The 23204-nt window shown below is 47.9% G+C and carries 20 protein-coding genes and 4 tRNA genes; 15 read left to right on the top strand and 9 right to left on the bottom strand.

The features are described from left to right. Nucleotides 1-45: 45 nt before the first annotated feature. The 6 genes from ACJJI6_RS09125 (at nucleotide 46) to csrA (ending at nucleotide 7956) form a co-directional block, all read left to right on the top strand. Complete coding sequence (locus ACJJI6_RS09125) at nucleotides 46-1239, top strand: isochorismate synthase (protein ID WP_475713190.1); 1194 nt, start codon at nucleotides 46-48, stop codon at nucleotides 1237-1239. Then, a complete protein-coding gene (locus ACJJI6_RS09120; protein ID WP_475713189.1) occupies nucleotides 1239-2864 on the top strand; it encodes a (2,3-dihydroxybenzoyl)adenylate synthase in 1626 nt (541 codons plus the stop codon). The genes ACJJI6_RS09125 and ACJJI6_RS09120 overlap by 1 nt, the downstream gene beginning before the upstream one ends. Before the next feature lie 13 nt (nucleotides 2865-2877). Then, nucleotides 2878-3765, top strand: a complete 888-nt coding sequence (locus ACJJI6_RS09115; protein WP_475713188.1) for an isochorismatase family protein — start codon at nucleotides 2878-2880, stop codon at nucleotides 3763-3765. A gap of 7 nt (nucleotides 3766-3772) precedes the next feature. Beyond that, entirely contained in the window at nucleotides 3773-4519 is a 747-nt protein-coding gene (gene dhbA / locus ACJJI6_RS09110; RefSeq protein ID WP_475713187.1) for a 2,3-dihydro-2,3-dihydroxybenzoate dehydrogenase, read from the top strand. A gap of 410 nt (nucleotides 4520-4929) precedes the next feature. After that, complete coding sequence (locus tag ACJJI6_RS09105; protein WP_475713186.1) at nucleotides 4930-6633, top strand: FG-GAP repeat protein; 1704 nt, start codon at nucleotides 4930-4932, stop codon at nucleotides 6631-6633. A 1143-nt stretch (nucleotides 6634-7776) separates the two neighbouring features. Beyond that, the gene (gene csrA / locus ACJJI6_RS09100; protein WP_413665123.1) at nucleotides 7777-7956 is read left to right on the top strand and encodes a carbon storage regulator CsrA; all 180 of its coding nucleotides are present in this window, start codon (nucleotides 7777-7779) and stop codon (nucleotides 7954-7956) included. A gap of 256 nt (nucleotides 7957-8212) precedes the next feature. On the opposite strand, the gene ACJJI6_RS09095 is transcribed toward csrA, so the two are convergent. After that, the gene (locus tag ACJJI6_RS09095) at nucleotides 8213-8593 is read right to left on the bottom strand and encodes a GNAT family N-acetyltransferase (RefSeq protein ID WP_475713185.1); all 381 of its coding nucleotides are present in this window, start codon (nucleotides 8591-8593) and stop codon (nucleotides 8213-8215) included. 100 nt (nucleotides 8594-8693) lie between these two features. Continuing rightward, entirely contained in the window at nucleotides 8694-9104 is a 411-nt protein-coding gene (locus ACJJI6_RS09090; RefSeq protein ID WP_444959470.1) for a rhodanese-like domain-containing protein, read from the bottom strand. Nucleotides 9105-9420: 316 nt separating this feature from the next. On the opposite strand from ACJJI6_RS09090, the gene ACJJI6_RS09085 reads away from it, so the two are divergent. The 6 genes from ACJJI6_RS09085 (at nucleotide 9421) to ACJJI6_RS09060 (ending at nucleotide 17979) form a co-directional block, all read left to right on the top strand. Beyond that, nucleotides 9421-10419 carry a helix-turn-helix domain-containing protein gene (locus tag ACJJI6_RS09085; protein WP_444927348.1) on the top strand — a complete coding sequence of 333 codons (999 nt, stop codon included), beginning with the start codon at nucleotides 9421-9423 and terminating at the stop codon, nucleotides 10417-10419. A gap of 121 nt (nucleotides 10420-10540) precedes the next feature. Further along, complete coding sequence (locus ACJJI6_RS09080) at nucleotides 10541-11548, top strand: tryptophan--tRNA ligase (RefSeq protein ID WP_282933487.1); 1008 nt, start codon at nucleotides 10541-10543, stop codon at nucleotides 11546-11548. Between the two features lie 80 nt (nucleotides 11549-11628). Continuing rightward, entirely contained in the window at nucleotides 11629-13197 is a 1569-nt protein-coding gene (locus ACJJI6_RS09075) for an AbgT family transporter (RefSeq protein ID WP_444896666.1), read from the top strand. 331 nt (nucleotides 13198-13528) lie between these two features. Continuing rightward, nucleotides 13529-15754 (top strand): TonB-dependent siderophore receptor, encoded by a 2226-nt coding sequence (locus ACJJI6_RS09070; RefSeq protein ID WP_475713184.1) that lies wholly within the window; start codon nucleotides 13529-13531, stop codon nucleotides 15752-15754. Nucleotides 15755-15864: 110 nt separating this feature from the next. After that, on the top strand, nucleotides 15865-16443 hold the full coding sequence (locus tag ACJJI6_RS09065) for a hypothetical protein (RefSeq protein ID WP_444896668.1): 579 nt from the start codon (nucleotides 15865-15867) through the stop codon (nucleotides 16441-16443). Between the two features lie 27 nt (nucleotides 16444-16470). Further along, complete coding sequence (locus tag ACJJI6_RS09060; RefSeq protein ID WP_475713183.1) at nucleotides 16471-17979, top strand: PepSY-associated TM helix domain-containing protein; 1509 nt, start codon at nucleotides 16471-16473, stop codon at nucleotides 17977-17979. A 71-nt stretch (nucleotides 17980-18050) separates the two neighbouring features. On the opposite strand, the gene ACJJI6_RS09055 is transcribed toward ACJJI6_RS09060, so the two are convergent. The 3 genes from ACJJI6_RS09055 to ACJJI6_RS09045 form a co-directional block, all read right to left on the bottom strand. Further along, a complete protein-coding gene (locus ACJJI6_RS09055; RefSeq protein WP_445356054.1) occupies nucleotides 18051-18509 on the bottom strand; it encodes a GNAT family N-acetyltransferase in 459 nt (152 codons plus the stop codon). Between the two features lie 84 nt (nucleotides 18510-18593). Beyond that, the gene (locus ACJJI6_RS09050; RefSeq protein WP_444896671.1) at nucleotides 18594-19310 is read right to left on the bottom strand and encodes an esterase/lipase family protein; all 717 of its coding nucleotides are present in this window, start codon (nucleotides 19308-19310) and stop codon (nucleotides 18594-18596) included. A gap of 59 nt (nucleotides 19311-19369) precedes the next feature. Beyond that, the gene (locus ACJJI6_RS09045; RefSeq protein ID WP_282933480.1) at nucleotides 19370-19885 is read right to left on the bottom strand and encodes a PH domain-containing protein; all 516 of its coding nucleotides are present in this window, start codon (nucleotides 19883-19885) and stop codon (nucleotides 19370-19372) included. A 101-nt stretch (nucleotides 19886-19986) separates the two neighbouring features. On the opposite strand from ACJJI6_RS09045, the gene ACJJI6_RS09040 reads away from it, so the two are divergent. The 3 genes from ACJJI6_RS09040 to ACJJI6_RS09030 all read left to right on the top strand — a co-directional run bounded on the left by ACJJI6_RS09040 (nucleotide 19987) and on the right by ACJJI6_RS09030 (nucleotide 22072). Then, the gene (locus ACJJI6_RS09040) at nucleotides 19987-20877 is read left to right on the top strand and encodes a patatin-like phospholipase family protein (protein WP_413665134.1); all 891 of its coding nucleotides are present in this window, start codon (nucleotides 19987-19989) and stop codon (nucleotides 20875-20877) included. A 63-nt stretch (nucleotides 20878-20940) separates the two neighbouring features. Further along, on the top strand, nucleotides 20941-21450 hold the full coding sequence (locus ACJJI6_RS09035; protein WP_475713182.1) for a GNAT family N-acetyltransferase: 510 nt from the start codon (nucleotides 20941-20943) through the stop codon (nucleotides 21448-21450). 142 nt (nucleotides 21451-21592) lie between these two features. Next, the gene (locus ACJJI6_RS09030) at nucleotides 21593-22072 is read left to right on the top strand and encodes a GFA family protein (protein WP_445356056.1); all 480 of its coding nucleotides are present in this window, start codon (nucleotides 21593-21595) and stop codon (nucleotides 22070-22072) included. Nucleotides 22073-22142: 70 nt separating this feature from the next. Here ACJJI6_RS09030 and ACJJI6_RS09025 read toward each other — a convergent pair. From ACJJI6_RS09025 to ACJJI6_RS09010, 4 genes are all read right to left on the bottom strand, one after another. After that, nucleotides 22143-22219 (bottom strand) — tRNA-Asp (locus ACJJI6_RS09025). Nucleotides 22220-22267: 48 nt separating this feature from the next. Continuing rightward, nucleotides 22268-22343 (bottom strand) — tRNA-Val (locus tag ACJJI6_RS09020). Nucleotides 22344-22585: 242 nt separating this feature from the next. After that, nucleotides 22586-22662, bottom strand: a tRNA-Asp gene (locus ACJJI6_RS09015). 48 nt (nucleotides 22663-22710) lie between these two features. Beyond that, nucleotides 22711-22786 (bottom strand) — tRNA-Val (locus ACJJI6_RS09010). Nucleotides 22787-23204 lie beyond the last annotated feature (418 nt).

The following is a 23204-nucleotide window of genomic DNA, read 5'->3' as shown; positions in this document are numbered from 1 at the left end:
TAATGATAGTCATTCTCATTTGCATATTCAATGGAGTGCCCGTTTATGCTCTTCCCGACTCAGGACATGGAATCTGGACGATTGCCCATTCCCGATTCCGCTGATTTTTTGTTCACTTCCTCTTATAGAAGCTTGCGTGGCAAGGGGGTTTTTACGGAGATCAACCAGCCGGTGATACCGGAGCCCAGTGGAGGAAGTCAGCTATTCCATAAGTCGGTGCAGGGGGCTCTTGTCAAAGCGAAAGAGGCGGGAATCCGCAATCCTGTTGTAGTTGGTGCAGTTCCCTTTGATCTCAGTCAGCAGTCCCGATTGTTTGTTCCTGCCGAAAGCGAATTTTTTGATCGCAGTGAAATGATTACAACCCTTGAAGGGAGGAGCGCGTCTGTTCCCCGGGTAGAAAAGATCCAAAGCATTCCCGGTGAATGGCGCTTTAAGCAGTCGGTAGAGCAGGCGATTGCTAATTTTCAGCACAGTGATTTACGTAAAGCAGTTTTGTCCAGAGTGCTAAACGTAGAGTTAGCCGATAAAGTCTCTGTCGATGAAGTTCTATCCAGGTTAATTGTGCAGAACCCTTCCGGTTATCATTTCCGTATCCCCATTGAGGGGGATCAGGAGTTGATAGGTTCTAGTCCTGAGCTGTTAGTACGAAAAGTAGGAAGCGAACTGATTTCAAACCCCTTGGCCGGTTCAGCTAAGCGACAAAACGATCTGGAGAAAGATAAAGCTGTAAGTGAATCGCTACTTACTTCTGCAAAGGACAGCTACGAGCATAAATTGGTCATTGATGAAATTCGCCAGGTACTCACACCGTTTTGTAGCTCACTGGATATCCCGGCTGCCCCTGCACTTATCAGCACCCCGGCTATGTGGCATTTGTCGACCCTCATCCATGGCCAGCTAAAAAAACCTGAAATTTCTGCTTTGGAACTTGCTTGTCAGCTGCATCCAACACCTGCCGTATGTGGCTTCCCAACAAAAGATGCCCGTAATTTAATCCGCTTGGTGGAGTCTTTCGAAAGGGGCGTCTTCACTGGAATGGTGGGGTGGTGTGACGCTGAAGGTAATGGTGAGTGGGTAGTTACTATTCGTTGCGGCACGGTTAATGGCAACCATATTCAATTATTTGCTGGGGCCGGCATTGTGGAGGACTCTTGTCCTGAATCGGAATGGCAGGAAACCGGCGCGAAGTTGGGCACAATGCTCAATGCTCTGGGAATCAAACAGCAGGAAGCGCTTTAATGAGTATTGAATTTACGCCTTGGCCAGAATCGGAGGCTCGCCGTTATCGGGATCTTGGCTATTGGGTGGACAAGCCGCTAACGGATATCTTAAGAGTGTCTTGTGAAAGGGATGCTAAAGCCACAGCAATTATTTGTGGTGGTCGACATTTCTCATATGCCCAATTAGATCAGCTTTCCGATAACCTGGCCCACTCCCTGAAATCAAAGGGGGTTAAACCTTACGATACGGCTTTGGTCCAGCTACCGAATATTGCTGAATTTTATATTGTATTCTTTGGGCTGTTAAAAGCAGGTGTCGTTCCGGTGAATGCGCTGTACAGTCATCAGCGCCTGGAGCTGTTGGCTTATGCTGATCAGCTTCATCCTACTCTTATTATCGCCTCAGCTTCTCATGCGTTATTTTCTGATGTTGCTTTTATAGAGGAGCTAAAGCAGCAAACTCCCTCTGTAAATCATGTATTGTTGTGGGGAAAGGATAGCTCTGCCGATTCACTTGATGCCAGTATAAATACAACGGAACCTAATGGGGAATTAGAGCCAACTCCTCCTGGAGAAGTTGCTTTTTTTCAGCTTTCGGGTGGCAGTACCGGTACACCGAAGCTTATTCCCCGCACCCATAATGACTATTTATACAGCGTGCGTAGAAGTGCAGAGATATGCGATCTGAGCCCTCACACCCGGTTTTTATGCGCACTTCCCGCTGGACATAACTTTTCATTAAGCTCACCAGGTGCCCTTGGGGTATTTGATAGCGGCGGCACCGTAATAACAGCTCCTGATCCAGAGCCATTAAATTGTTTTGCCCTGATAGCAAAGCACGAAGTTAATATGGTGGCACTGGTACCTCCGGCGGTTTCACTTTGGCTTAAAGCTGCCCCGCAGCACAATGAAAAGTTAACCACGCTTTCTCTGATACAGGTTGGTGGAGCAAATTTTGCTGAAAGTGTCGCTCGCAGAGTGCCGGAAGAGCTAGGATGCCAACTGCAACAAGTCTTTGGTATGGCTGAGGGTTTGGTTAACTATACCCGCTTGGATGATGATGATGCTTTGGCTTTTTGCACCCAGGGATGCCCCATGTGTCCTAATGATGAAGTCCGGGTCATTGACGAGAACGGAGATGCGGTGCCTGCCGGAGAGACCGGTATGCTGGTTACTCGAGGTCCTTACACAATACGCGGTTACTACAAAAGTCCTGAGCATAACAAAAATACTTTCGATAGTGAGGGTTTTTATCGTACCGGGGATTTGGTGCAGCGCGATGACCGTGGATATTTAAAAGTAGTGGGTCGGCAAAAGGATCAAATCAATCGCGGTGGAGAAAAGATAGCGGCTGAAGAGCTAGAAAGTCTTTTGTTACGTCATGCATCCATTACTCAAGCGGCCTTGGTAGCAATGCCGGATGATTTACTGGGTGAGAAAAGTTGTGCTTTTTTAGTGTCAAGTGATGATAGCTTGCGCCCTGTAACTCTGAGAAAGTACTTGCGAGAGCTCGGGGTAGCTCAATTCAAGCTGCCAGATAAATTTAAATTCGTGCAGGCTTTGCCGCTTACTCCGGTAGGAAAAATAGACAAGAAAATTTTGCGCAAAGAACTGCTTAAAAGTACAGCTGCTTCAAAGGTTTAAGGAATTAGTATTTATGTCAATTCCATCACTGGATAACTATAGTCTACCTACGATTGATTCTCTCCCCAAAAATAGGGTGGACTGGAAAATCATCCCCTCCAGAAGTGCTTTGCTTATTCATGATATGCAGGAGTATTTCGTTCGCTTCTTTGGTGAAGAAAGCGAGTTGGTCCGCAATATAGAAAACAATATTGTTGCGATGCGGGCCTGGGCTAAAAAGCATCAGATACCTGTAATTTATACGGCTCAACCCACTGAGCAAAGCGATAAAGATCGCGCATTGCTAAACGATATGTGGGGGCCAGGACTTACCAAAGCTGACCCCAGCTTACAAAAAGTAGTGCCTGCTTTGGCACCAGATGAAGATGATATTGTATTGGTTAAGTGGCGATATAGTGCTTTTTACCGATCTGAGCTTCAGGAAATTCTTGCGGAGAAAGGAAGGGATCAACTCCTGATATGCGGTATATATGCGCATATCGGCTGTTTAACCACAGCATTGGATGCTTTTATGCGAGATGTTCAGCCATTCATGGTGGCTGATGCTGTTGGTGATTTCTCTGAAGAAGAGCATCTTATGGCACTTAAATATGTAGCTAATCGTTGCGGAAGTGTTATTGCAACAGATGATGTCGTATCTCTCGGGGTTTCATCAAAGGATAAGTTAACCTGGTCTTTTCTGAAGGAGCAATTGCTGGAGCTGATTGATGAAGAGCCTGACCAATTTGATGCAGATGAAAATCTCATTGACTATGGGCTGGACTCGGCCCAGCTAATGGGCTTGGTTACTGATTGGCAAAAGCTTGGTGTGCAAATGACCTTCGAAGAGCTGGCTGTTGCTCCCTCACTCAATTCGTGGTGGCAGTTAATTCAGGGTAAATACCCGGAATTAAAAGGGTAGTGGATACATGAATTTTTCAGGGAAGAGGGTTTGGGTTACCGGTGCCGGTAGGGGAATTGGAGCGACCATAGCGGATTTGTTTTGTGAACATGGTGCTGCTGTATTTGGTTTCGATATTAGATTTCCAGAGGCTGAGTATGGATATGAGACTGTCACTTTGGATCTATCAAATTCGGATCAGATTACTCAGGTTTGTAAGGGATTGCTTACTGACAACCTGGGCCCGGAAATTCTAGTTAATGCAGCGGGTATTCTACGGATTGGAGGTATATCCGAACTGACGCTTTCCGATTGGCATGATTGCTTATCAGTAAATGTGACAGGCCCCTTTAGTTTGATAAAAGAGCTGGCGCTCCATTTCAAAAATCAGGGTAAAGGGGCTATTGTAAATGTAGCCTCTAATGCAGCCCATGTTCCAAGACTGGGGATGACGGCATACTGCGCATCAAAATCCGCCCTGGTTGGACTGAGCCATTGCGTAGCTCTTGAGCTAGCAGAATATGGCGTCCGTTGTAATTTAGTTTCACCAGGATCTACAGATACTGAGATGTTGCGTGAACTGTGGGGAAGTGAAGGCAATGAAGCTGCTATTGTTGCCGGTAATCCAGAAGGGTATAAGCTGGGTATCCCCTTAAAAAAAATCGCGAGCACTTCTGATATAGCAAATACTGTCATGTTTTTGGCCTCGGATATGGCTGCGCATATCACCATGCAAGATATTGTTGTTGATGGTGGGGCAACTTTAGGAGGCTAAATTTGCCTTTTTCTCTCCTGCAAATTTTGATTTGCGTTGATAAGAGGGGCAGTACACAAAAAATCACCCCCTCAATCGCTTTTTGTGTGTGCATTAAAGTATCTGTTGTGGGTAGAAAGGTGGGCTTACTTTTAAGTCTCTATTTAATTTTCTTTGGTTGTTTACTTACTTTTTTGATGTGTCCTTTTTTGCTGCATTTTTGTCTCAATGTTATGATGATGTGGAATTCAGGGGTGTATTTTGCATAAAAAATAGTGCTTTAAAGTTGGTGTGGTATTAATGTCTGCAACCATTGCCTTGTTTTTTTAATCCCCTTCGACCCTCACTTTATCCTGTTTCTGGTTTTTCTTTTCCCTTAAGCTTGGTAGAGTTGCGCGCGATTCAAGTCATACTCTTTGGGGAAGGATGTTGTGAAATTTAAAAGCAGTTCAGTAGTCGTTGCATGTGGTGTGATCTTGAGCGCTTGTGGGGGCGGCTCATCTGGTGGGGGTAGTGGCGGAGGTTCCTCGATCTCAGAAGCGGCGACTCCCTACCTATATTTCAACTCAGCAAAAGTGTTCACTTTTGAATGGTCGGATGTTGAAGGGGCTACCTATTATCAACTTCTTGAGAACAAAGATGGGCAATCTGGCTATGAAGTAGTTAGCGATAAAATTTCTGCAGGTTCTGAAATTGTAGAAATTAAGGTGCCTCTATTTGAGCGATTGAATGCTCGCTATATATTGCAAAGCTGTGATGATACAACTTGCCTGGATTCAAATGAAATATCGATTGATGAGGAAGTTGTCGATAGTATTGGTTATTTCAAGGCTGGTAATGCCGAAGCCGGTGACCAGTTTGGTTGGTCCGTTGCGATTAGTGACGACGGCTCTACCATAGCTGTTGGTGCGACTGGCGAAGATAGTAATGAGTTAAATGAATTTAATAATGCAGCTAGCGGGTCAGGGGCTGTATATATTTTTGATTATGGTGAAGATGGTTGGGTTTACCGAGCTGTTTTAAAAGCTTTAGAGGTTGAAAGTGGAGCTGCATTTGGATCTGCAGTGAGTCTTAGTGGCGACGGAAATACGTTGGCTGTTGGTGCCTACAAAGAAAATGGTGAGGATGATAACTTTTCGGCTGGCGCAGTTCATATATTCACCCGTGAAGATTTGGAGTGGACTCACAGCGCTAAACTAAGAGCAGATAATCATGGCCACTATGATTTTTTTGGGCGGGCGTTGAGTCTAAGTGGTAATGGAACAACCTTGGCAGTAGCAGCCCCATCTGAAGATAGTAGTGCTACCGGTGTCAATAGTGGCCCTGATAATGACGACGCTTTGGATTCTGGTGCAGTATATATCTTCCAGTATTCTGGGGTTGAGTGGGGTCAAGAAGCTTATTTGAAGGCAAGTGATAGTAATTCAAATATGGACTTCGGTTCATCCCTTAGCTTGAGTGATGATGGTTCCATTCTGGCGGTTGGTGCTATTGGTGGGCATGGTGGCAGGGGAGCAACTTATATCTTCTCCAATAATGGAGGCTGGGCTCAGCAACAGCTACTTACTGCAGATAGTGCAAGAGTGGGCGATCGTTTTGGTTGGGACGTTAGTTTTAGTGGCGACGGCAGCCTGCTCGCTGTGGGCGCCCCGCTTCAGGCAGGTGCTTCAGAGGATCCTGATGATCGCGGTGGCTTCAATAATGGCGCTGTCTATCTATTTTCATACGAGGAAGATTCTTGGCACCAAAGTACTTATCTCAAGGCAAGTAATACCGATGAAGATGATGCTTTTGGTACGTCTATTAGTCTAAATAATGATGGCTCATTACTTGCGGTAGGTGCTCAGGAGAGTAGTGCTGGTATAGGTTTCTATGCTGATAGCACTGACAACTCGGCATCCAGGGCGGGCGCGGCCTATATGTATTCGGTGGTTGATGGGCAGTGGATTGAGAGTGCTTACCTGAAAGCTAATAATACTGATGAGCGTGACTACTTTGGAACTTCAATCGCTTTAAGTGGCGATGGCGATACCCTGATAGTGGGCGCTCCAGAAGAGCAGGGCTCGGATGCTGGGCTTATGGCTGACCCAGATTTGAATGATGCGGATGCTGCGGGGGCTATTTATGTCTACTAGTTAGACGATACCTTTCTTGATCTCTAGGAATACTTCTATAGCAGTTGGACCCATGTTCGCGGGTCCAACCATGCTTTACCAACCCCGCCTTCTGTAGGATGAGGCCTCAAATTCTTTCCTTTATTGATCTCTCTGAATTTTACTGTTGGTACGATCGAGAGATTAGGGCTCAATTTTTTTAGCCCTATATTTTGAAGCTTCTATTTACTTTGCATATTTAGCAAGCAATGGTAGGTGATTGGATTTTATTTTTGCTGGTTAATGATTAACTTCTTTCTTGGTTGTCAAAGGTTAGGGTTTTTCGTTTTGGTATTGGGTATCTTGATTTCAAGTATTATTAAACTAGGGTAAATTTGAAAAATATTATTTTAGCTATCCCCAAATGATTGCGAGCATACCCAATCATTATTGCTCACACGGTCATAAATTAGAGTGTCTACACTATCACTAGCTCAAAACGCACTATGTGCTGTTTGTGAAACTGATTCACTGGAAGTTTTAACCTGATTCAGAAGGCTCTTCCCTGCTACGGTAATGAGAGTTTAATTCTTCAAGCTTTTCGAAAAAAACACAGGGAGGATTCTAGTCTAAATAGCAGCTGCTGATTGTTATCTGAAATTTTCCAATTTACAAATATATAAAAATATAGGCGCAAAAATGATCTTATTGGAATTTATTAAGTTTGTTTTAATGTCAAAGCTGCGTAGAATCGATAGATATTTTTAGTAGTTTGACCGTAATTGAGTGAGCCGATTAAAGCGGCTTTACAGGCTTGAAAGCCTAGAGAGAGCTGAGTGTTTTCTAAAAGACCCATCCCCTAAAGGAGAACGGTAGCGTGACATAAGAGTAAGTAAAAGGCGCTGACCCAAGGTGCTACCAACACCCGGGGCCAGCTAACCAAATTGATACACACATTATCAAAATGGCTATATGCATAATACGCTAGAAACCCGCTCGTCTTCAATAAAGTGGAGTACATCTAGTAGTTTGGGGTCTATTCCCGAGCTCTGGAAGTCTAGCGTCCGCCGTTTTCTCTTCTGTGCCTACCGCCCTCGCGCACCACCCCATATTTCCTCCAAACGTTGAATCACAAGTTCCCCCATCCCGGAAGTGCCCAAACTTTGATTATTGAAGGAAATGAGAATGTTGATTTTAAAGCGACGGACAGGTGAGTATCTAAGAATTGGAGCAAATGTCTCAGTCACAGTGCTGGAGGTAAAAGGTAATCAAGTTAAGATAGGCATAAGCGCACCCAAGTCACTGCCTATCCATCGCGAAGAAGTCTATGTGAGGATCAAAAAGAAACAGAAATTGGAGGCTTGAATATGTCATAAGGGGGGCAATTCTGGGGGGCAGGCGATTAAGAAGCTAGACCTCAAGCATAAAGTTTTAGCCTTTGGATGGCTGGCGATATACGCACTCGGGTTCGAGTGTCTCTTCGCAGCCAAAAGGCTCTTTTGAATATCAAAGCTAGTTAGGTGGCGGAAGGGCTAATTATTTTCTGTCAGGAGAGTTTTAGAATTCTCCATCTTTTTTATATTACAAGTTGAACTTGCAATCCTTGCTAAAAAGCCAGTTTTTATTCATGCCCTTTTGAAGATACCTTCCACCTTATATCCGTACAGTGATATTTCCGAGCTTCTTTTGCAATTGCACTCAATAGGGCTTGGGTAATCTCTTCTTTTCGGTTTGCATCGCAATCCCCAATATATAGCTCACTGATAATAGCCCAGGCCGCTGAGCTTTCACTTTCTGGGATAATATTAAAGCTGATATACCCCTCAAGGTTGTGGTCTTGTTCCACAACCAGCACTTGATGCTCTTTCCTCTGAAACAACCTATTTTGCAATTCAAGTTGGGTAATATGGAAAGAGTCAGTTGAATTATTATGCCTGGCTAAGCAGCGCATCATATTGTAAAGATAGAAGCAGTCAGTGGGGTGGGCATGGCGAACAAACATATCAGTACCATTTAATCAGTATTTCTTTGGGGCGGCGTTTGATAGCTTGGCACATCCTTATGCCAAGCTATGTCATCCTGTAAGAGGCTAACAATAGGAATTAAATCGATTTTGCTGTTTCTTGGGTGAGGGTAAACCCTTCATCTAGCCATCCGGTGATGCCGCCGATCATTTTCTTGACCGGCCTGTTAAGTGTGGCCAGCCTGATAGCTGCTTTTTCTGTCGCATTACAGTGTGGGCCTGCACAATAGACGACAAATAAAGTATCTGAAGGGTATTCGCTCAGCCTGTCTTTATTGATACGGCTGTATGGTAAGGATTCGGCTGTTTGTATATGTCCATTTTTATAAGCCTCTTCACCTCGCACATCTAAAAGTACGAAATCCTTGCGATTTTGGCTGACTGCGTGGTGTACATCCCAGCAGTCTGTTTCAAAAGATAGGAGGTTTTGGAAGTGGTTTAGTGCATCTTGGCTGTTGGCAGCGGGCACTCTACTTACGGCTGAACTCATATATTACTCCCGGTGATTTCTCGGTGGTTCGTCAGGTTTCCAAGTGGCGATAGTGTCCCTTTTTGGTTGCTGCCGGGCGATCTACCTCTGAGCCAGATAGCATTAATTTTGCGCCAATTCTGCGTGCAAACTTGTGGGTTGGCTTTGGCTAGTGGGGTTCGGCTTTACTTATTTGAGGATGATGGTGATTTACCGATTAAATATTGCTTCAAAGGTTGAGGGTTTTATTCCCGGCATTGCTTTCAATAACTGCTCAACTGGGTATGCTGGGTTGGATTTATTCGTTAACCATAATTTATGGGGGTTAGGGGTACCTATGTCGACGTTGGCACAAAAGCCTAATAAGAGCCAGAAAGTGGCTGTTCTCGCCCACCGGCAGGTTTCGCTCTTCGAGCTCGGTTGCGCTACCGAACTCTTTTGCCTACCCCGCCCTGAACTTAGCGAGCTCTACACCGGTGAAATTGTGACTTTCGCTGAGGAAAATCCTCTGGCGACCGGCGGTCTGGCTCTGGCTTGTCGGCGGGTAGAGAGTTTGATGGATTATGATCTGCTGGTGATTCCCTGTTGGTCGACCAATGCACAAGCACAAGATGCTTATTTAGAGCGGGTACATAGGGCGGTGGCTGAGTTTGCCGCTGCCGGCCGCCAGATTCTTACTTTTTGCTCCGGTGCTTTTCTGCCTGCGGAACTGGGACTATTTGACGGCCGGCAGGCGACTACCCACTGGTTGTTTGCAGAGCGTTTTCGTGAGCGCTTTCCTGCGGTGGAGTATGTGGGAGATGTTCTTTATGTGTGGGAGGGCGTATTGGCTTGCGCTGCGGGTAGTAGTGCCGCTATCGATTTGGGCATTGAGTTTTTGCGGCGCAACCATGGTTATGAATTGGCCAATTCGGTGGCTCGGCGGTTGGTGATGGCACCCCATAGGCAGGGTGGCCAGGCCCAATATGTGGAGATGCCGGTTGCCAAACGGCCGGATCACTTCTCCGCCGCGCTGGATTGGGCGATTGGCAATTTGGATGGCGCAATTAAAATTGATGATTTGGCGCAGCGCGCCCATTTATCCCGCCGTAGCTTTGACCGAAAGTTTCGCCAGTCGATGGGAATTGCTCCGAAGGAGTGGCTGATCCAGCAGCGCTTGCGGGCGGCGCAGAAGGCGCTGGAGTCCGGTAGGGAGTCTGTAGATCGGGCAGCCCAACTGGCTGGTTTTGAGAGTAGTGCGACCTTGCGTCACCATTTCCGTCGGGCGTTTGGGATCTCACCCAGTGAATATCAGCGCCAATTCCAGGTTTCCGCCAAAGTGGCGGTTGAGGCTTAACGTTGGCCGCGTGTTGGTACGGCTATGGGGAGTCGGTACCTTTGGTTGATACACCCCCGGGCACTAAAGGGGTATGATTCGGTCTCTATTGCCTGATGACAGTACAGACTACGAAGGAATTATGACGAAACAGCGCGTATTAACCGGTATTACAACAACCGGTACTCCACATCTGGGGAACTATGTGGGTGCAATCCGCCCGGCGATCGCCGCGAGTCAGGATGAAAACAACCAATCGTTCTACTTTCTGGCCGATTACCACGCACTGATTAAGTGCCAGGACCCGGCACAGGTCCATCAGTCCACCCTGGAGATCGCTGCAACCTGGCTGGCCTTGGGCCTGAATACCGACAATGTGGTGTTCTACCGTCAATCCGACGTCCATGAGATTCCTGAATTAACCTGGCTGCTCACCTGCATGACAGGCAAGGGCCTGATGAACCGTGCCCACGCTTATAAAGCAGCGGTAGATGCCAACCGCGCCGATGGGGAAGATTCCGATTTTGGCGTCACCATGGGGCTGTATAGCTACCCGATCCTGATGGCCGCGGACATCCTGATGTTCAACGCTAATAAGGTGCCGGTGGGTAAAGATCAGGTACAGCATATCGAAATGGCTCGGGATATTGCCCAGCGCTTTAACCACCACTACGGCGAGCACTTCGCTTTACCAGAAGCGGTAGTTGACGACCACGTAGCTGTGTTACAGGGCCTCGATGGCCGCAAAATGAGTAAGAGTTACGGCAACACTATTCCGCTGTTCCTTCCTGAGAAGAAGCTGAAAAAGCACATTAATAAGATCAAAACCAACCTGCTGGAGCCGGGTGAGCCAAAAGATCCGGATACTTCCACTGTATTCCAGGTTTGGCAGGCATTTGCCAGCGAAGAACAGACAGCTGAAATGCGTAAAGCTTTTGAAGAGGGCATTGCCTGGGGTGAGGCCAAGAAGCAGTTGTTTGAGCTGGTGAACGGCCAGATCGGTGAGGCTCGCGAGCGCTACAATGAGCTGCTGGCTAACCCAGACCAAATTGAAACGGAGCTGGAGAAGGGGGCTATTAAGGCTCGCGCTTACTCTGCGCCTTTTATCGAGAAGTTGCGTCACGCGGTTGGTATCCGCAAGATAGGTTAGAGCTTTTCCTGAAAAAGCAGGAGGCCATGGAGTATCGGCCTCCTTTTTAATAAAAAATAATAAATGTACAGGGTGCAAACATGGAAAACGTTCAGGCAAATCCTGATGCCGGCAATAGTGCCGATAATAAAAATGGCTGGATTAATCGAGCGCTCAATTTTATTGAGGTTGTCGGTAATAAATTACCTGATCCCGCTGTTCTGTTTTTGATCTTGATGGTAGGAATCTGGGTGCTCTCCTGGCTTCTCTCCGGTGTTAACTTCGAAGCCTTACACCCCGCTACCGGCGAGGCGATACAGGTAACCAACCTGCTTTCCAGTAGTGAAATGGCTCGCTTCCTATCTGGTATGGTAACTACCTTTACCAGTTTTGCGCCCCTGGGGGTGGTGTTGGTAGCTATGCTGGGGGTCGGTGTGGCTGAGCAGAGTGGCTTTATCAATGCGGTATTGAAAAAGCTGCTGGCGGTAACGCCGCAGATGCTGCTGACACCTATGTTGATTTTGGTGGCCATCGTCAGCCATACAGCCGTAGATGCAGGTTATGTATTGGTAATTCCTCTCGGAGGGGTGATCTTCTATGCGGCAGGGCGCCATCCTTTAGCGGGTATCGCTGCGGCATTTGCCGGAGTTTCAGGGGGCTTTTCTGCCAACTTTGTTCCCTCAGCGATTGATCCCTTACTGCAAGGCTTTACCCAGACAGCCGCACAAATCGCCAACCCGGAGATGCAGGTAAACCCCCTTAATAACTGGTTCTTCACTTCGGCTTCCTGCCTGCTGGTGACCCTGTTGGGGTGGTGGTTGACGGATAAGGTCATCGAGCCCCGCCTCAAGAATGTAGAGGTGGATGGCGATGAAGCGGATATGCCAGTAATGCAGGAACTGGGCGCCCGCGAGAAAAAAGCCATGTACCTGGCGGTAACTGTGATGGTAGCGGGTATCGTCGGACTTGTGGCCTGGATGCTGCCGGAGACTTCGGCCTTGCGCGATGCAGAAGGGCAATTAGCCTCCTTTACAGCGCCGATTATGAAGTCAATTGTACCGCTGATCTTCCTGCTGTTTGTGATTCCCGGTGTGGTATTTGGCTATGCGGCCGGCACCTTCCGCCAGAGTAAGGATGTTATTGATGCGATGTCCAAAACCATGGGCTCCATGGCTTATTACATAGTGATGGCTTTTTTCTGTGCGTTGTTTATCTCTGAATTTGCCCGCTCCGGTTTGGGTACGCTGCTTTCGGTAGAGGGAGGGAGCTTGCTCGCGGCGATGGAGTTGCCGGGCCCGATTACCCTGATGGGTATTATTGTACTGGTAGCCTTTATCAATTTGTTTGTGGGATCTGCCTCTGCCAAGTGGGCGCTGCTGTCCCCCATCTTTGTGCCTATGTTGATGCAGATCGGTTTCTCCCCTGATCTCACCCAGGCGGCTTACCGGGTAGGTGATTCCTCCACCAATATTATTACCCCGTTGATGCCTTACTTCCCCTTGGTGGTTGTGTACTGCCAGCGCTATGTGAAGGGAACGGGTATTGGGACACTTGTATCCATCATGTTGCCGTACTCGATTGTGTTCCTGATTTGCTGGTCACTGTTCCTGGTGGCTTACTGGACACTGGGGATGCCTTTGGGAGTGCAGGCTAGTTATACCTACCCCTAAGGGTGCAAGGTGCTTCAAGGTCAATTGATCGAATGACACCCTAAATGGATGGGTGGTGGCTTGCGAGCTGCCACCCAACCCCCTCTCTGCCCAAGCCTTTCAGTCCTTCCCGATAGCTTAAATAATTTGGTACGACCGTGCGCTTTTGGCGTGGCTAAACCACCTTTTCATGCTGTTTTTTTGTCATTAACCGCCGCGAAGACATTTTTAATAAAAAAATGTTCCAATAATGTTGTAGATGATAACGATTCCTATTAGGATTCGCGACCAGTTACTTGTATCACAGTCTAAGTGTGATTCACATAAATTCAGTTGGCATTGAGGGACCTTCATGAGTACCGCTCGAACAAAAAGTATGCAAAAAGCTTCTCCTGTAATTTCTGGAATCAGTCGCTCTGTATTGGCGTTGGCTATTGCTGCGGGCGGTTCTTCTGTGGCGTTTGCTGCAGAAGATAAAAATGAAGGAATTGAAGAGGTTAGTGTTATCGGAGATCTGAACCTGGATCGTCAGACCTCCATTGGTAAACTGGATATTCCGGTCGATGAGACCCCGTATTCGATCACGCTACGGGATAAGGACTTTTTTGATGCGACTGGCTCTAAATCCATACAAGATGTTTTACAGTATTCTGCCGGTGTTAACGGTGGTTTGTTTGGTGTAGACGCTCGCGGGGACTGGTCCACAATTCGCGCTGTTGAACCAGTACTGTTTGTTGATGGTCTCCAGTCTATTTTTGGTAGCTATACGAGTTCCAGAGCAAATCTTTATTCATATGAGCGTGTTGAAATCCTGAAGGGCCCTTCATCTGTACTTTACGGGCAGAGTTCTACAGGCGGTATTGTCAACTTAGTTTCTAAGCGCCCCAAAGAGGAATTTGGGGGTGAGGTAATGGTTCAGGCTGGTGATTACGACCGCATGGTAGTCGCGGGAGATGTTACTGGCTCTATCGACGGGTCTGGAGAGTGGCTCTACCGCGTGGTTGGTTACAATCGAGAGGCTGATGCCCAGGTTGATCACGTTGAAGATAACAGTACTTTACTAATGCCTTCGATTTCCTGGCGTCCGAATGCTGATACTGAAATCACTTTTATGGCGAGCTATCAGGAAGATGAATCAGGTACTACCGCAGCATTTTTACCCTGGGGTGGCACCATTGTTGAGAACGTAAATGGTGAAATCCCTACTGACACTTTCCTGAGTGAGCCGGGTTGGGATAAATATGATACAGAGCAGACTGGTTACAGTTTGTGGTTAGATCACAGATTCAGTGACAATTGGGGAGTTAACGCGGCTCTTCGGTACTCTGAAGGTACAGTGGACTACAACAGTATGTACGCTGACTTCTCAGCTAGGCTTCGCCTACAAAGAGATATACGGGAAGTATCACGTACCGTCTACATGAAGGACGCTAACAGCGATTTCCTTATTTTTGACTTGCGACTTTCCGGGGAAATCTCAACTGGCCCGTTGGAACACCAGATTTCTTTTGGCTTGGACAGCCAGGACGCTCAAATTGATGAGAGTACTCTGAGAGCGAGAAGTTATGGTGGCGTGATCGATATTTTTGATCCTGTTTATGGGTATGTACCTACGGGCCTTGAGGATCTGGCCAGAACGAAAACTGTTACCGATTCTGAGCAGGTTGGATTTTATTTCCAGGATCAGATTTCCTTCGGTAACTTTATTCTGAATACCGGGATTAGGAAGGATAACACCAGTAGTCAAGCAGATAGTAATGACCCTGAAGCGGATCAAAGAACTCACAAGGAGGATGCTGTAACCAAGCGTTTTGGTTTGATGTACGCGTTTGATAATGGCATTTCACCTTACGTTAGCTACTCTGAATCGTTTGAGCCGATCGTATCCGACCCGGATGGTATGGGGCGTGACTTTAAAGCGGTAGAGGGGGATCAGGTTGAGGCTGGTGTTAAGTTTCAGCCTGAGGGAACCGATATCTTGATGACGGCGTCTGTTTATGAGATCAAGCAAAAGAATCGTTTGACTTATGGGGATTACGGGCTTTTCGAGCAAATTGGTGAGGCGAAAGTTGATGGTTTCGAACTTGAGGCCAGCGGTAAGTTAGGCAATCTCACTCTTATCGCTAACTATAGTCAAATAGACACTGAGATCACTGAGATCACTGAGAGCAGCAGCTCCTTTGAGCAGGGTTCTGAAATCGAAGGCGTGCCAGAAGAGCAGTTTTCTATTTGGGGAGACTATGATCTGAGCGACTGGGTTCCAGGGCTTACTATTGGCGTTGGGGCGCGTTACGTAGGAGACAGTTACACCGGTATCGATAAAGTACATGCACAATATGTTGTTTTCGATCCAGAAAATGCAGCTTATTACGATTCGGAGTTTGCTCATTTCCCGACAGAGAACCCTTCGTATACTCTGTATGATGCGACTATCGGATACACCCTTGAAAGCTGGAAGTTCCAGCTGAATGCGAAAAACTTGACCGATGAAGAGCATACAACGGTTTGCCTGAGCCGCGGTGACTGCTTCTACGGTGAGCGTCGCTATGTAACTGCGGAAGCACGCTACATTTTCTAAGTTAGTGTAGACTGGGAGCTTGTCCACAGGGGGAGTCTGTGGGCTGGCTCCCTTTTTTACGTTTAAGCAACCAGACGAGAGGCGAGTCTCTCGCTGTTATGGTTATGCCAATGTCTTTTTATATGATTGCAGGAGTTTCCAGCGCCTTTGCTTTGGCCGGGATTCTGCTCCTTTATTCCGCCTGGTCCCGCAGAGGGGCAGAGCCCGTGCGCCGTTGGAGCGGTTGGGGAGCCATGGTGTTGTCGGCTTTTGGGTGGAGCTCAATTGTTGGGGTGGAATATGGAATCAGTATTGCCACTTTAATAGTGATGCTCGGAGCCTTTGCTTTATTGGCTCTTAAGGGGGACTGGCCCAGTGGCCCAAGACCCGTTGAAAAACAGCGCTCGGGAACACCCGAATCTCAAGCCCTGCTTCCATTGTGGTTGCGGGGCTTCTTGCGTTTTATGGCTGCCTTTCTTTTGCCCGCGGCCAGTGGTTTGATTGCCGGTTTGCTTTTCTTTGGTTTTACCGGTTTTTCTGAAACTGCCCGCTTGGTCGGCGGAGCTTTCCTGTCGGTGATAATCTGGACCCTGGCGATGGTTTGGTGCTGCGCCGATAAAAAGCTTCTGCGCCCTTCGGCTGCCATGCTGGCTTTCTCGGTGGTCAGCGGCTTGTTGCTGACCTTTGCGCTTCCCGCTTCGGCAGCATAGATCAACGGACTTGAGTAGGAATTTAACGTGAAATTTTCCTTTAAACCGACCCCTGGCTTTGTCCGTGATATGACCGATGGACACTCAGTTCTCGGCCTGGCGGTATCCACTCTTTTATATATTGTTTGCGTCAGCGGAACACTGGCGGTTTTTTACAATGAGTTCGAACGCTGGGAGCAGGCCTCCGAGTTGGAGAACCTCAATGTTGAAGCCTCTGTGTATCGGACGGCTACAGAAAATGCTATTGCGTTGGCCAAGCAGGAAAAAGAGGATCTCGATTCAATTACCTTCACCATCCCCAATCAGGATAAGCCCAGATTGATGGTTGAAGTTGGCGATATGGAGCGATATGTCGCTGAAGATGGTTCCCTGCTGGGCAAGGTGGAGCATGAGTGGACCCACTTCCTGGCCTACCTACACTACGCGCTCAACCTTCCTGTTGGTTATGGAGTCATCCTGGTTGGTTTGATCGGGATGGTGATGTCCGCTCTGATCGTCTCCGGTTTGCTGGCCCATCCCAAAATTATTAAAGACGCTTTCTCTTTCCGTCTTTCTGGCTCTAAGCGTCTTCAGCAAGTGGATTTGCACAATCGCCTGGGGGTTTGGGCCTCTCCCTTTCATCTTGCCATAGCCATTACCGGGGCTTTTATCGGGTTGTCCCAGATAGCCGCTTTTGCAATTGCCGGCGTATTCTTTGAGGGTGATACGGAAAAGGTAGAGCACATGCTTTACGCGGATCATCCGGTGATGGAGGAAAACGCCCCTGAAGTTGATTATCCGGATTATGCTGCAATTCTGGCAACAATGGATCGTATCGCACCGGAAGAAGAGCGCACTCGTTTAGAAGTGGCATTCCCTGGACGTGAAGGCCAGGTTGTTGAGGTGTGGACCCGAGTTCCAGAGCGATTGGTCTGGGGTGAGCGTTACCACTTTAATCCCGATGGCAGCCTGATTGAAAAAGAAGGTTGGTCTGAGGGAGACGCGGCTAAACAAGTTTACCTTTCTACGTACCGTTTACACTTTGGCCACTTTTCCGGTTTCCCTGTGAAAATTGCTTACTTCCTGCTGGGGGTGGGGATGTGCTTGCTGGTGGTATCCGGCATCAATATCTGGTTTGTTCGCAAGCGTCAGCGCGGCAATCCCGCCGTACGTTTGGAGCGGGTCTGGATGGCTCAGGTATGGGGTGTACCATTTGCGATTGCTCTGAGTGCGGTGACTTATCTGGCGTTTAAGTTAAATGCTGCGCAGGTGTTCTGGCTGGTGACCTTGGCGTTAAGCGTTGCGGCTGCCTTCATGGGGACAGTGGCCAAGTGGTCTATGTCTCTGCGTATTGCCACAATTATCGCTTGCGTTGGTGCAGTTGTAGTGCATGTTGCTCAGTTTGGTGAGGATTCCTTTGTGAGAGCATCACTGGTCGTTAATGTTGTGTGGTTGCTAATTGCTGCTGGAATCGCGGCCTCTTGCCTTTATAGCAGGGCGCGTCAGTCGGATAGTGAGCCTGTATCTGCCGGTGCCAATCCACTGGGTAGCAACTAGATTTTTTGGGGTCCCGCAGTGCCTTTGCAGGGCCCCCAAAACTTCCATCGGACTTAAAAGATCCCTTTCAATTAATTGGCAGGGCGTAACATCTCGATATGCGGGATGCCGTCTTCCTGGTACGGCTCAGACACCTGCTCAAAGCCAAACTCCCCGTAAAATCGATCCAAATGTTGTTGAGCTGAAATGCGAATACCAGTGTTGGGGTATTCCTCGCATGTGTGCATTACGGCTCGGCGAATCAGCTCCTTGCCCAGGCCTGTTCCGCGACTGGCTTCTGCGGTTAATACTCTTCCTATCGAAGGTTCCCGGTATTTAAGGCCAGGGAAAACAACTCGCAGGTAAGCCATAACCTGCGGACTGCTTTCGTCTCCCTCCCAGCAGATCAGGTGCCAGGAGTGCTGGTCTTTGCCATCGGCATCCTGATAGGGGCAATCTTGTTCTACCGTAAAAACTTCCTGCCTTACTCGCAAAACTTCGTAAAGTTGACTGAGCGTAAGCTCTTTAAAGCTGCACCATTGCCACTGCATAAAGGTGAATTCCAAATTATTGTCACTAATTTTGTATTGTGATTGGAGTTAAAAGGTATAGATTATTTATAAGATCGATTAATTTTAATTGGATGCCTGATTGCCGGCTCTATGAAAGAATCCATGCTTGAGGTAATGGATAACTTGCGAGATAACTTTTTTATCTTTCATCATAAACACATGGGTCACTGGCATTTGCAGATGATCATTCATGCCATCCAGTTTTGTGCTGGATACGGAGACTTTACCATCATCGGTTTCTGGGATAAGGCGGGATAGAATCAGGTTGATGCTGCGAGTACCGGCAATAATACCTACATCAAAATCTGCACTACCGAGCTTGTTGGGGACGCTCATCTCGCCGGTACCCAGCTGTAGCCCAGCATCCCCAAACATAAACTTGAAACCGGGGAATGTTCCCAGTTTATCAACTACTTCGCTGCCTTTATTGGGTGGGCCCAACATGACAACGCGATTCAGGTTTTTGATTTCAGCTGAATGTAGATATTGCCTTACCAGAATACCGCCCATGGAGTGAGTGACAAAATTGATTTCTTGCGCGTTACCGCACTCCTCGACAGCAGGCGCTATGGCCATGCTGGCCAAAGCTTCAATGGAGTGCTTGGTCGAAGGGTAATCAATATTGACCGTTTGGAAACCCTCGGCATCTATGGCCTTTGCCAGTTTCTCCATTGAGCTATCTGATTTGGCTAATCCATGCAATAAAATCACACAAGCGGAGTGAGCACTTGCTGATAGCAGCGTAAATGCGGCGGCAATTATAAAAGCGAACTTTTTCATCGGTTTGAACTTCCTGTCGACTTCTTGTACCTATTCGTGTGGCGTTGTTGTCGGAGCAATTAATTTGGGTTGGGTTGAAGTTGGCAGTGTTGGCGGAGAATGTCCGCTGCCCGCTCCGGTTTATCGGGGGTGATCACGATAGTTTGTGTAGCCAGACGCAGTACGACAGATTTTTGCTGATCGGTAGCAAATGCACGATAGCGCCCCAATTTTTGGTTTTGAAACAGGCCTATATAGCCAAATAAGCCGGAGTTGCCAAAGATGCGGACTGATCCTTGCATGGCGGTTGAGTCGGGGAATGCTTCAGATAGCCCCTCCAAGGAGATGGTGGTTTTCCAGCCCGGGCGCAATATCAAGAGGTTGCCATTTTTGATGGCGTAACCACGGATGGCAAAGAAGGCGCTGAGAGCCAGTATTGCAGGCGGAAGTGCTATGGCAATGCTATAGAGGGTAGATGGAGCAGCTGGTGCTCTCGATGCCAGAAAGAGCGGCAGTCCCAGTAGGAGTAATGTGCATATGGCACTGATAATTTGGAGCTGGCGGCTCCACGGAGCTTTAAACGCGATTGTTGGCATACTTGGTTTAACTCAACGGATTACCTGAATGCCTCAATCATAGTGCTATTGGAATCTGCTTGGCAAAGGTAGAGATGGTTTGGTTTTAACGGTTGCTCGCTATGGAAGACTGTATTTTGATTAACGAGAATTCCCAGTCAGCCCTTGTGGTCGAAGGGGGTGCTATGCGGGGGATTTTCGCTGCTGGCGTATTGGATGCATTTTTGGAGGCGGGCTATCGGCCATTTGATTTTGCGATCGGTGTATCCGCAGGCTCCACCAACTTGATTGGTTATCTGGCGGGAAACCATGGGCGAAGTCGGCAAATACTAATGGACCATGCCCGGCGGGCAGACTTCATCGACTGGCGCCGCTATCTCCGGGGCGGTCATTTTTGCGATATTGGCTGGTTGTGGCATGCGTCATATCAGGATATTCCGCTCAGTGTCGATAGTTATGTTGAGAATGGAATACCGCTTTATGCCGTGACTACCAGTATCAACACGGGGGAGGCTAGATACCTGAAAGTAACTCCGGAAAATATGCACGAGGTTTTCCCGGCTTCTTGCGCAATTCCGGTTGCTTACCGGGGGTTTCCTGAAGTGGATGGGGAACCTATGACCGATGGCGGTCTGGCTGATTCGATACCGATCATTCAGGCCTATCAGCAGGGGGCCAGGAATATAACCGTTATTCTTTCGCGCCCTCTGGGGTATCGGAAAATTAAGGGGCCTGCTCCAAAATTTATCAAACAGTTTTTCCGTGATCATGCTCGGCTATTTGAGGCCGTGCTAGAGAGGGGGGAGAAATATAATCGGGCTCTGGAGTTTATCGAGGTGCCTCCAGAGGGGTGCCAGGTTTCGGTTATTGCGCCTCCAGACAATTTCCCGGTTAAGCGTTTTACCCAGGAAGCAGAGTTGCTCGAGGAAGGTTATGAGAGCGGCAGAACCCGGGGTTGGGAATTTCTTCGTGAGCTTCCTGGTCAGCGGGACTCTTTACCGTCAATTGAATAGTAGTGCCGGTATAAATGGGTTGATTGAGCTTAATCAGAATGTGAATGGTGAGGTAATCGACTGGTGGAAATACGTTTGCTCGGAGTGACAGATGCGCCCGCCATATCTGCATTTTATTTATCTAATGAAGAGCACCTGAAGCGCTGGGAGCCCATTCGCGAGCCCGGTTTTCACAGTTCCGGGTTCTGGACTCGACGCATCAGCTCTGGAGGAATTTTAAAGTTCGCTGCATTAGAGTCCGGGTGTGATCAGTTACTGGGCGTTTGCTCCTTGACGAATATCATCCGAGGCCCATTTCAGGCCTGTAATATGGGATATGCAGTTGACCAGTCCCACGAGGGGCGGGGCTTAATGGGGAGCTTGTGTCGTCATGTCGTTGATTATGCTTTTGACACCTTAAATTTGAATAGAGTGATGGCTAACTACATGCCTGGTAACGATAGGTCGGCAGCTCTGCTGGAGGCATTGGGCTTCGTTGTCGAGGGTAGGGCGGCAAAATACCTGAAGATCAATGGGTGTTGGGAGGATCATATCCTCACGGCGAAACTAAACCCCAGATCTTTGGATATTTAATGATGTTCGTTGAATGAAGCGCCAAATGGCATTTACTTCACTGTGTGTCTATAGGAGTCTTGGGTAGGACTGAGATATTGTTGCTAACCTATTGCGATTTCATGGACGACTTCGAATAACAGTTTTGCGGAAGGAGAAAGGGATGAATGGGAAGTGCCTATGCGGTGGGGTTGAGTTCCAGCTGGAAGAGCCAATTCCAAACCTTTACCAATGCCATTGCTCGCTCTGCCGCAAATTGAGTGGTTCCGCCTCGGATACGGCCATGTTTATTAGCCGGGATCAGTTTCGCTGGGTGCGGGGCTTAGACAGAATCTCTTCATTCCGGACTCCTACGGGCTATCGATCTGACTTTTGCAGTGGATGCGGAAGTACAGTTCCTCACTTAATGAGTAATACAACGCACTTCTGGGCGCCTGCTGGATTGTTGGAAGGGGATATCGATGGGAAAGTCGTGGCCCATCTTTGCACTGAATCCAAAGCATCCTGGGATGAAATTTCTGGTGAAGCGGAGTGCTTTAACGAAATGCCGGAGCTGGAGCGATTGATGCATCTATTGCATGGCGGCGAAGAAACGGTGGATGGGGAATGGGAGGAGAGCCAGGCGGCTTCAGCTGAAGTTTAAAAACCCAAACTCTTTTCTAATTGGCGCATACAAAAAAGCCCCGCTCTTGCGAGCAGGGCTTTTTTGTATATGGCGGACCGGACGGGACTCGAACCCGCGACCTCCGGCGTGACAGGCCGGCATTCTAACCAACTGAACTACCGGTCCGCATTCCTGCTTCTCTTGATTGCTCTTGCTGGGCAAGAGTAAGAGAAGTGGTGGGTGGTACAGGGGTCGAACCTGTGACCTACGGCTTGTAAGGCCGTCGCTCTCCCAACTGAGCTAACCACCCCGTGTCAGGAGCTGCGTATCATAATGATTTTTTCAGGCAGGTCAACAACTTAGGAAACTTTTCTTTATTTTTTTGTGCAGGATGAAAGTCTGTGATTGGTGGGGGATATGTAGATATGGAAGGTACCAAGTTGAAGCCCGGGTTGCACTCCCTTGGCTCAGCGAAAGCTGAAGAACTCGGTCGCCATTTTCTGGGACCATATAAAAAAAGCCCCGCTCTTGCGAGCAGGGCTTTTTTGTATATGGCGGACCGGACGGGACTCGAACCCGCGACCTCCGGCGTGACAGGCCGGCATTCTAACCAACTGAACTACCGGTCCGCATTCCTGCTTCTCTTGGATGCTCTTGCCGGGCAAGAGTAAGAGAAGTGGTGGGTGGTACAGGGGTCGAACCTGTGACCTACGGCTTGTAAGGCCGTCGCTCTCCCAACTGAGCTAACCACCCCGTGTCAGGAGCTGCGTATCTTAATGATAATCTTTATGGCGTCAACATTTTTTTGCGAATTTATGTGAGTAGATCAATCAATAGCAAATTTGTTGTTTTTTTGATCCGTAAATCACGGCGATGGTTAAGATAGGCTGTTTTCTGGTCAATGGTATGGGTGTGAGTAAAAAACAATCAACTTTTTCTATGGGTATTCCCCCTACTACCTGTTGGGAGTTAGGCATACAAGAGAGGTATTAACTTAGGTCGACTTCAATAAGTGGGTACTTAGCAGCCGATGTTAAATTGATACATCGAAAAATATATTGGATAGGTTTGCGGTGAGCTACATGGGGGGAATAAAAAACAATAACTGGCTATAGTCATTTTGCCACTTGATGTATTTACCCCTTTTGAGGTTGAGATAAAAATTTAATCG

The sequence above is a fragment of the Microbulbifer maximicatervae (SeqCode) genome (assembly GCF_056232625.1).
This window is presented reverse-complemented; position numbering and strand designations above follow the sequence as displayed.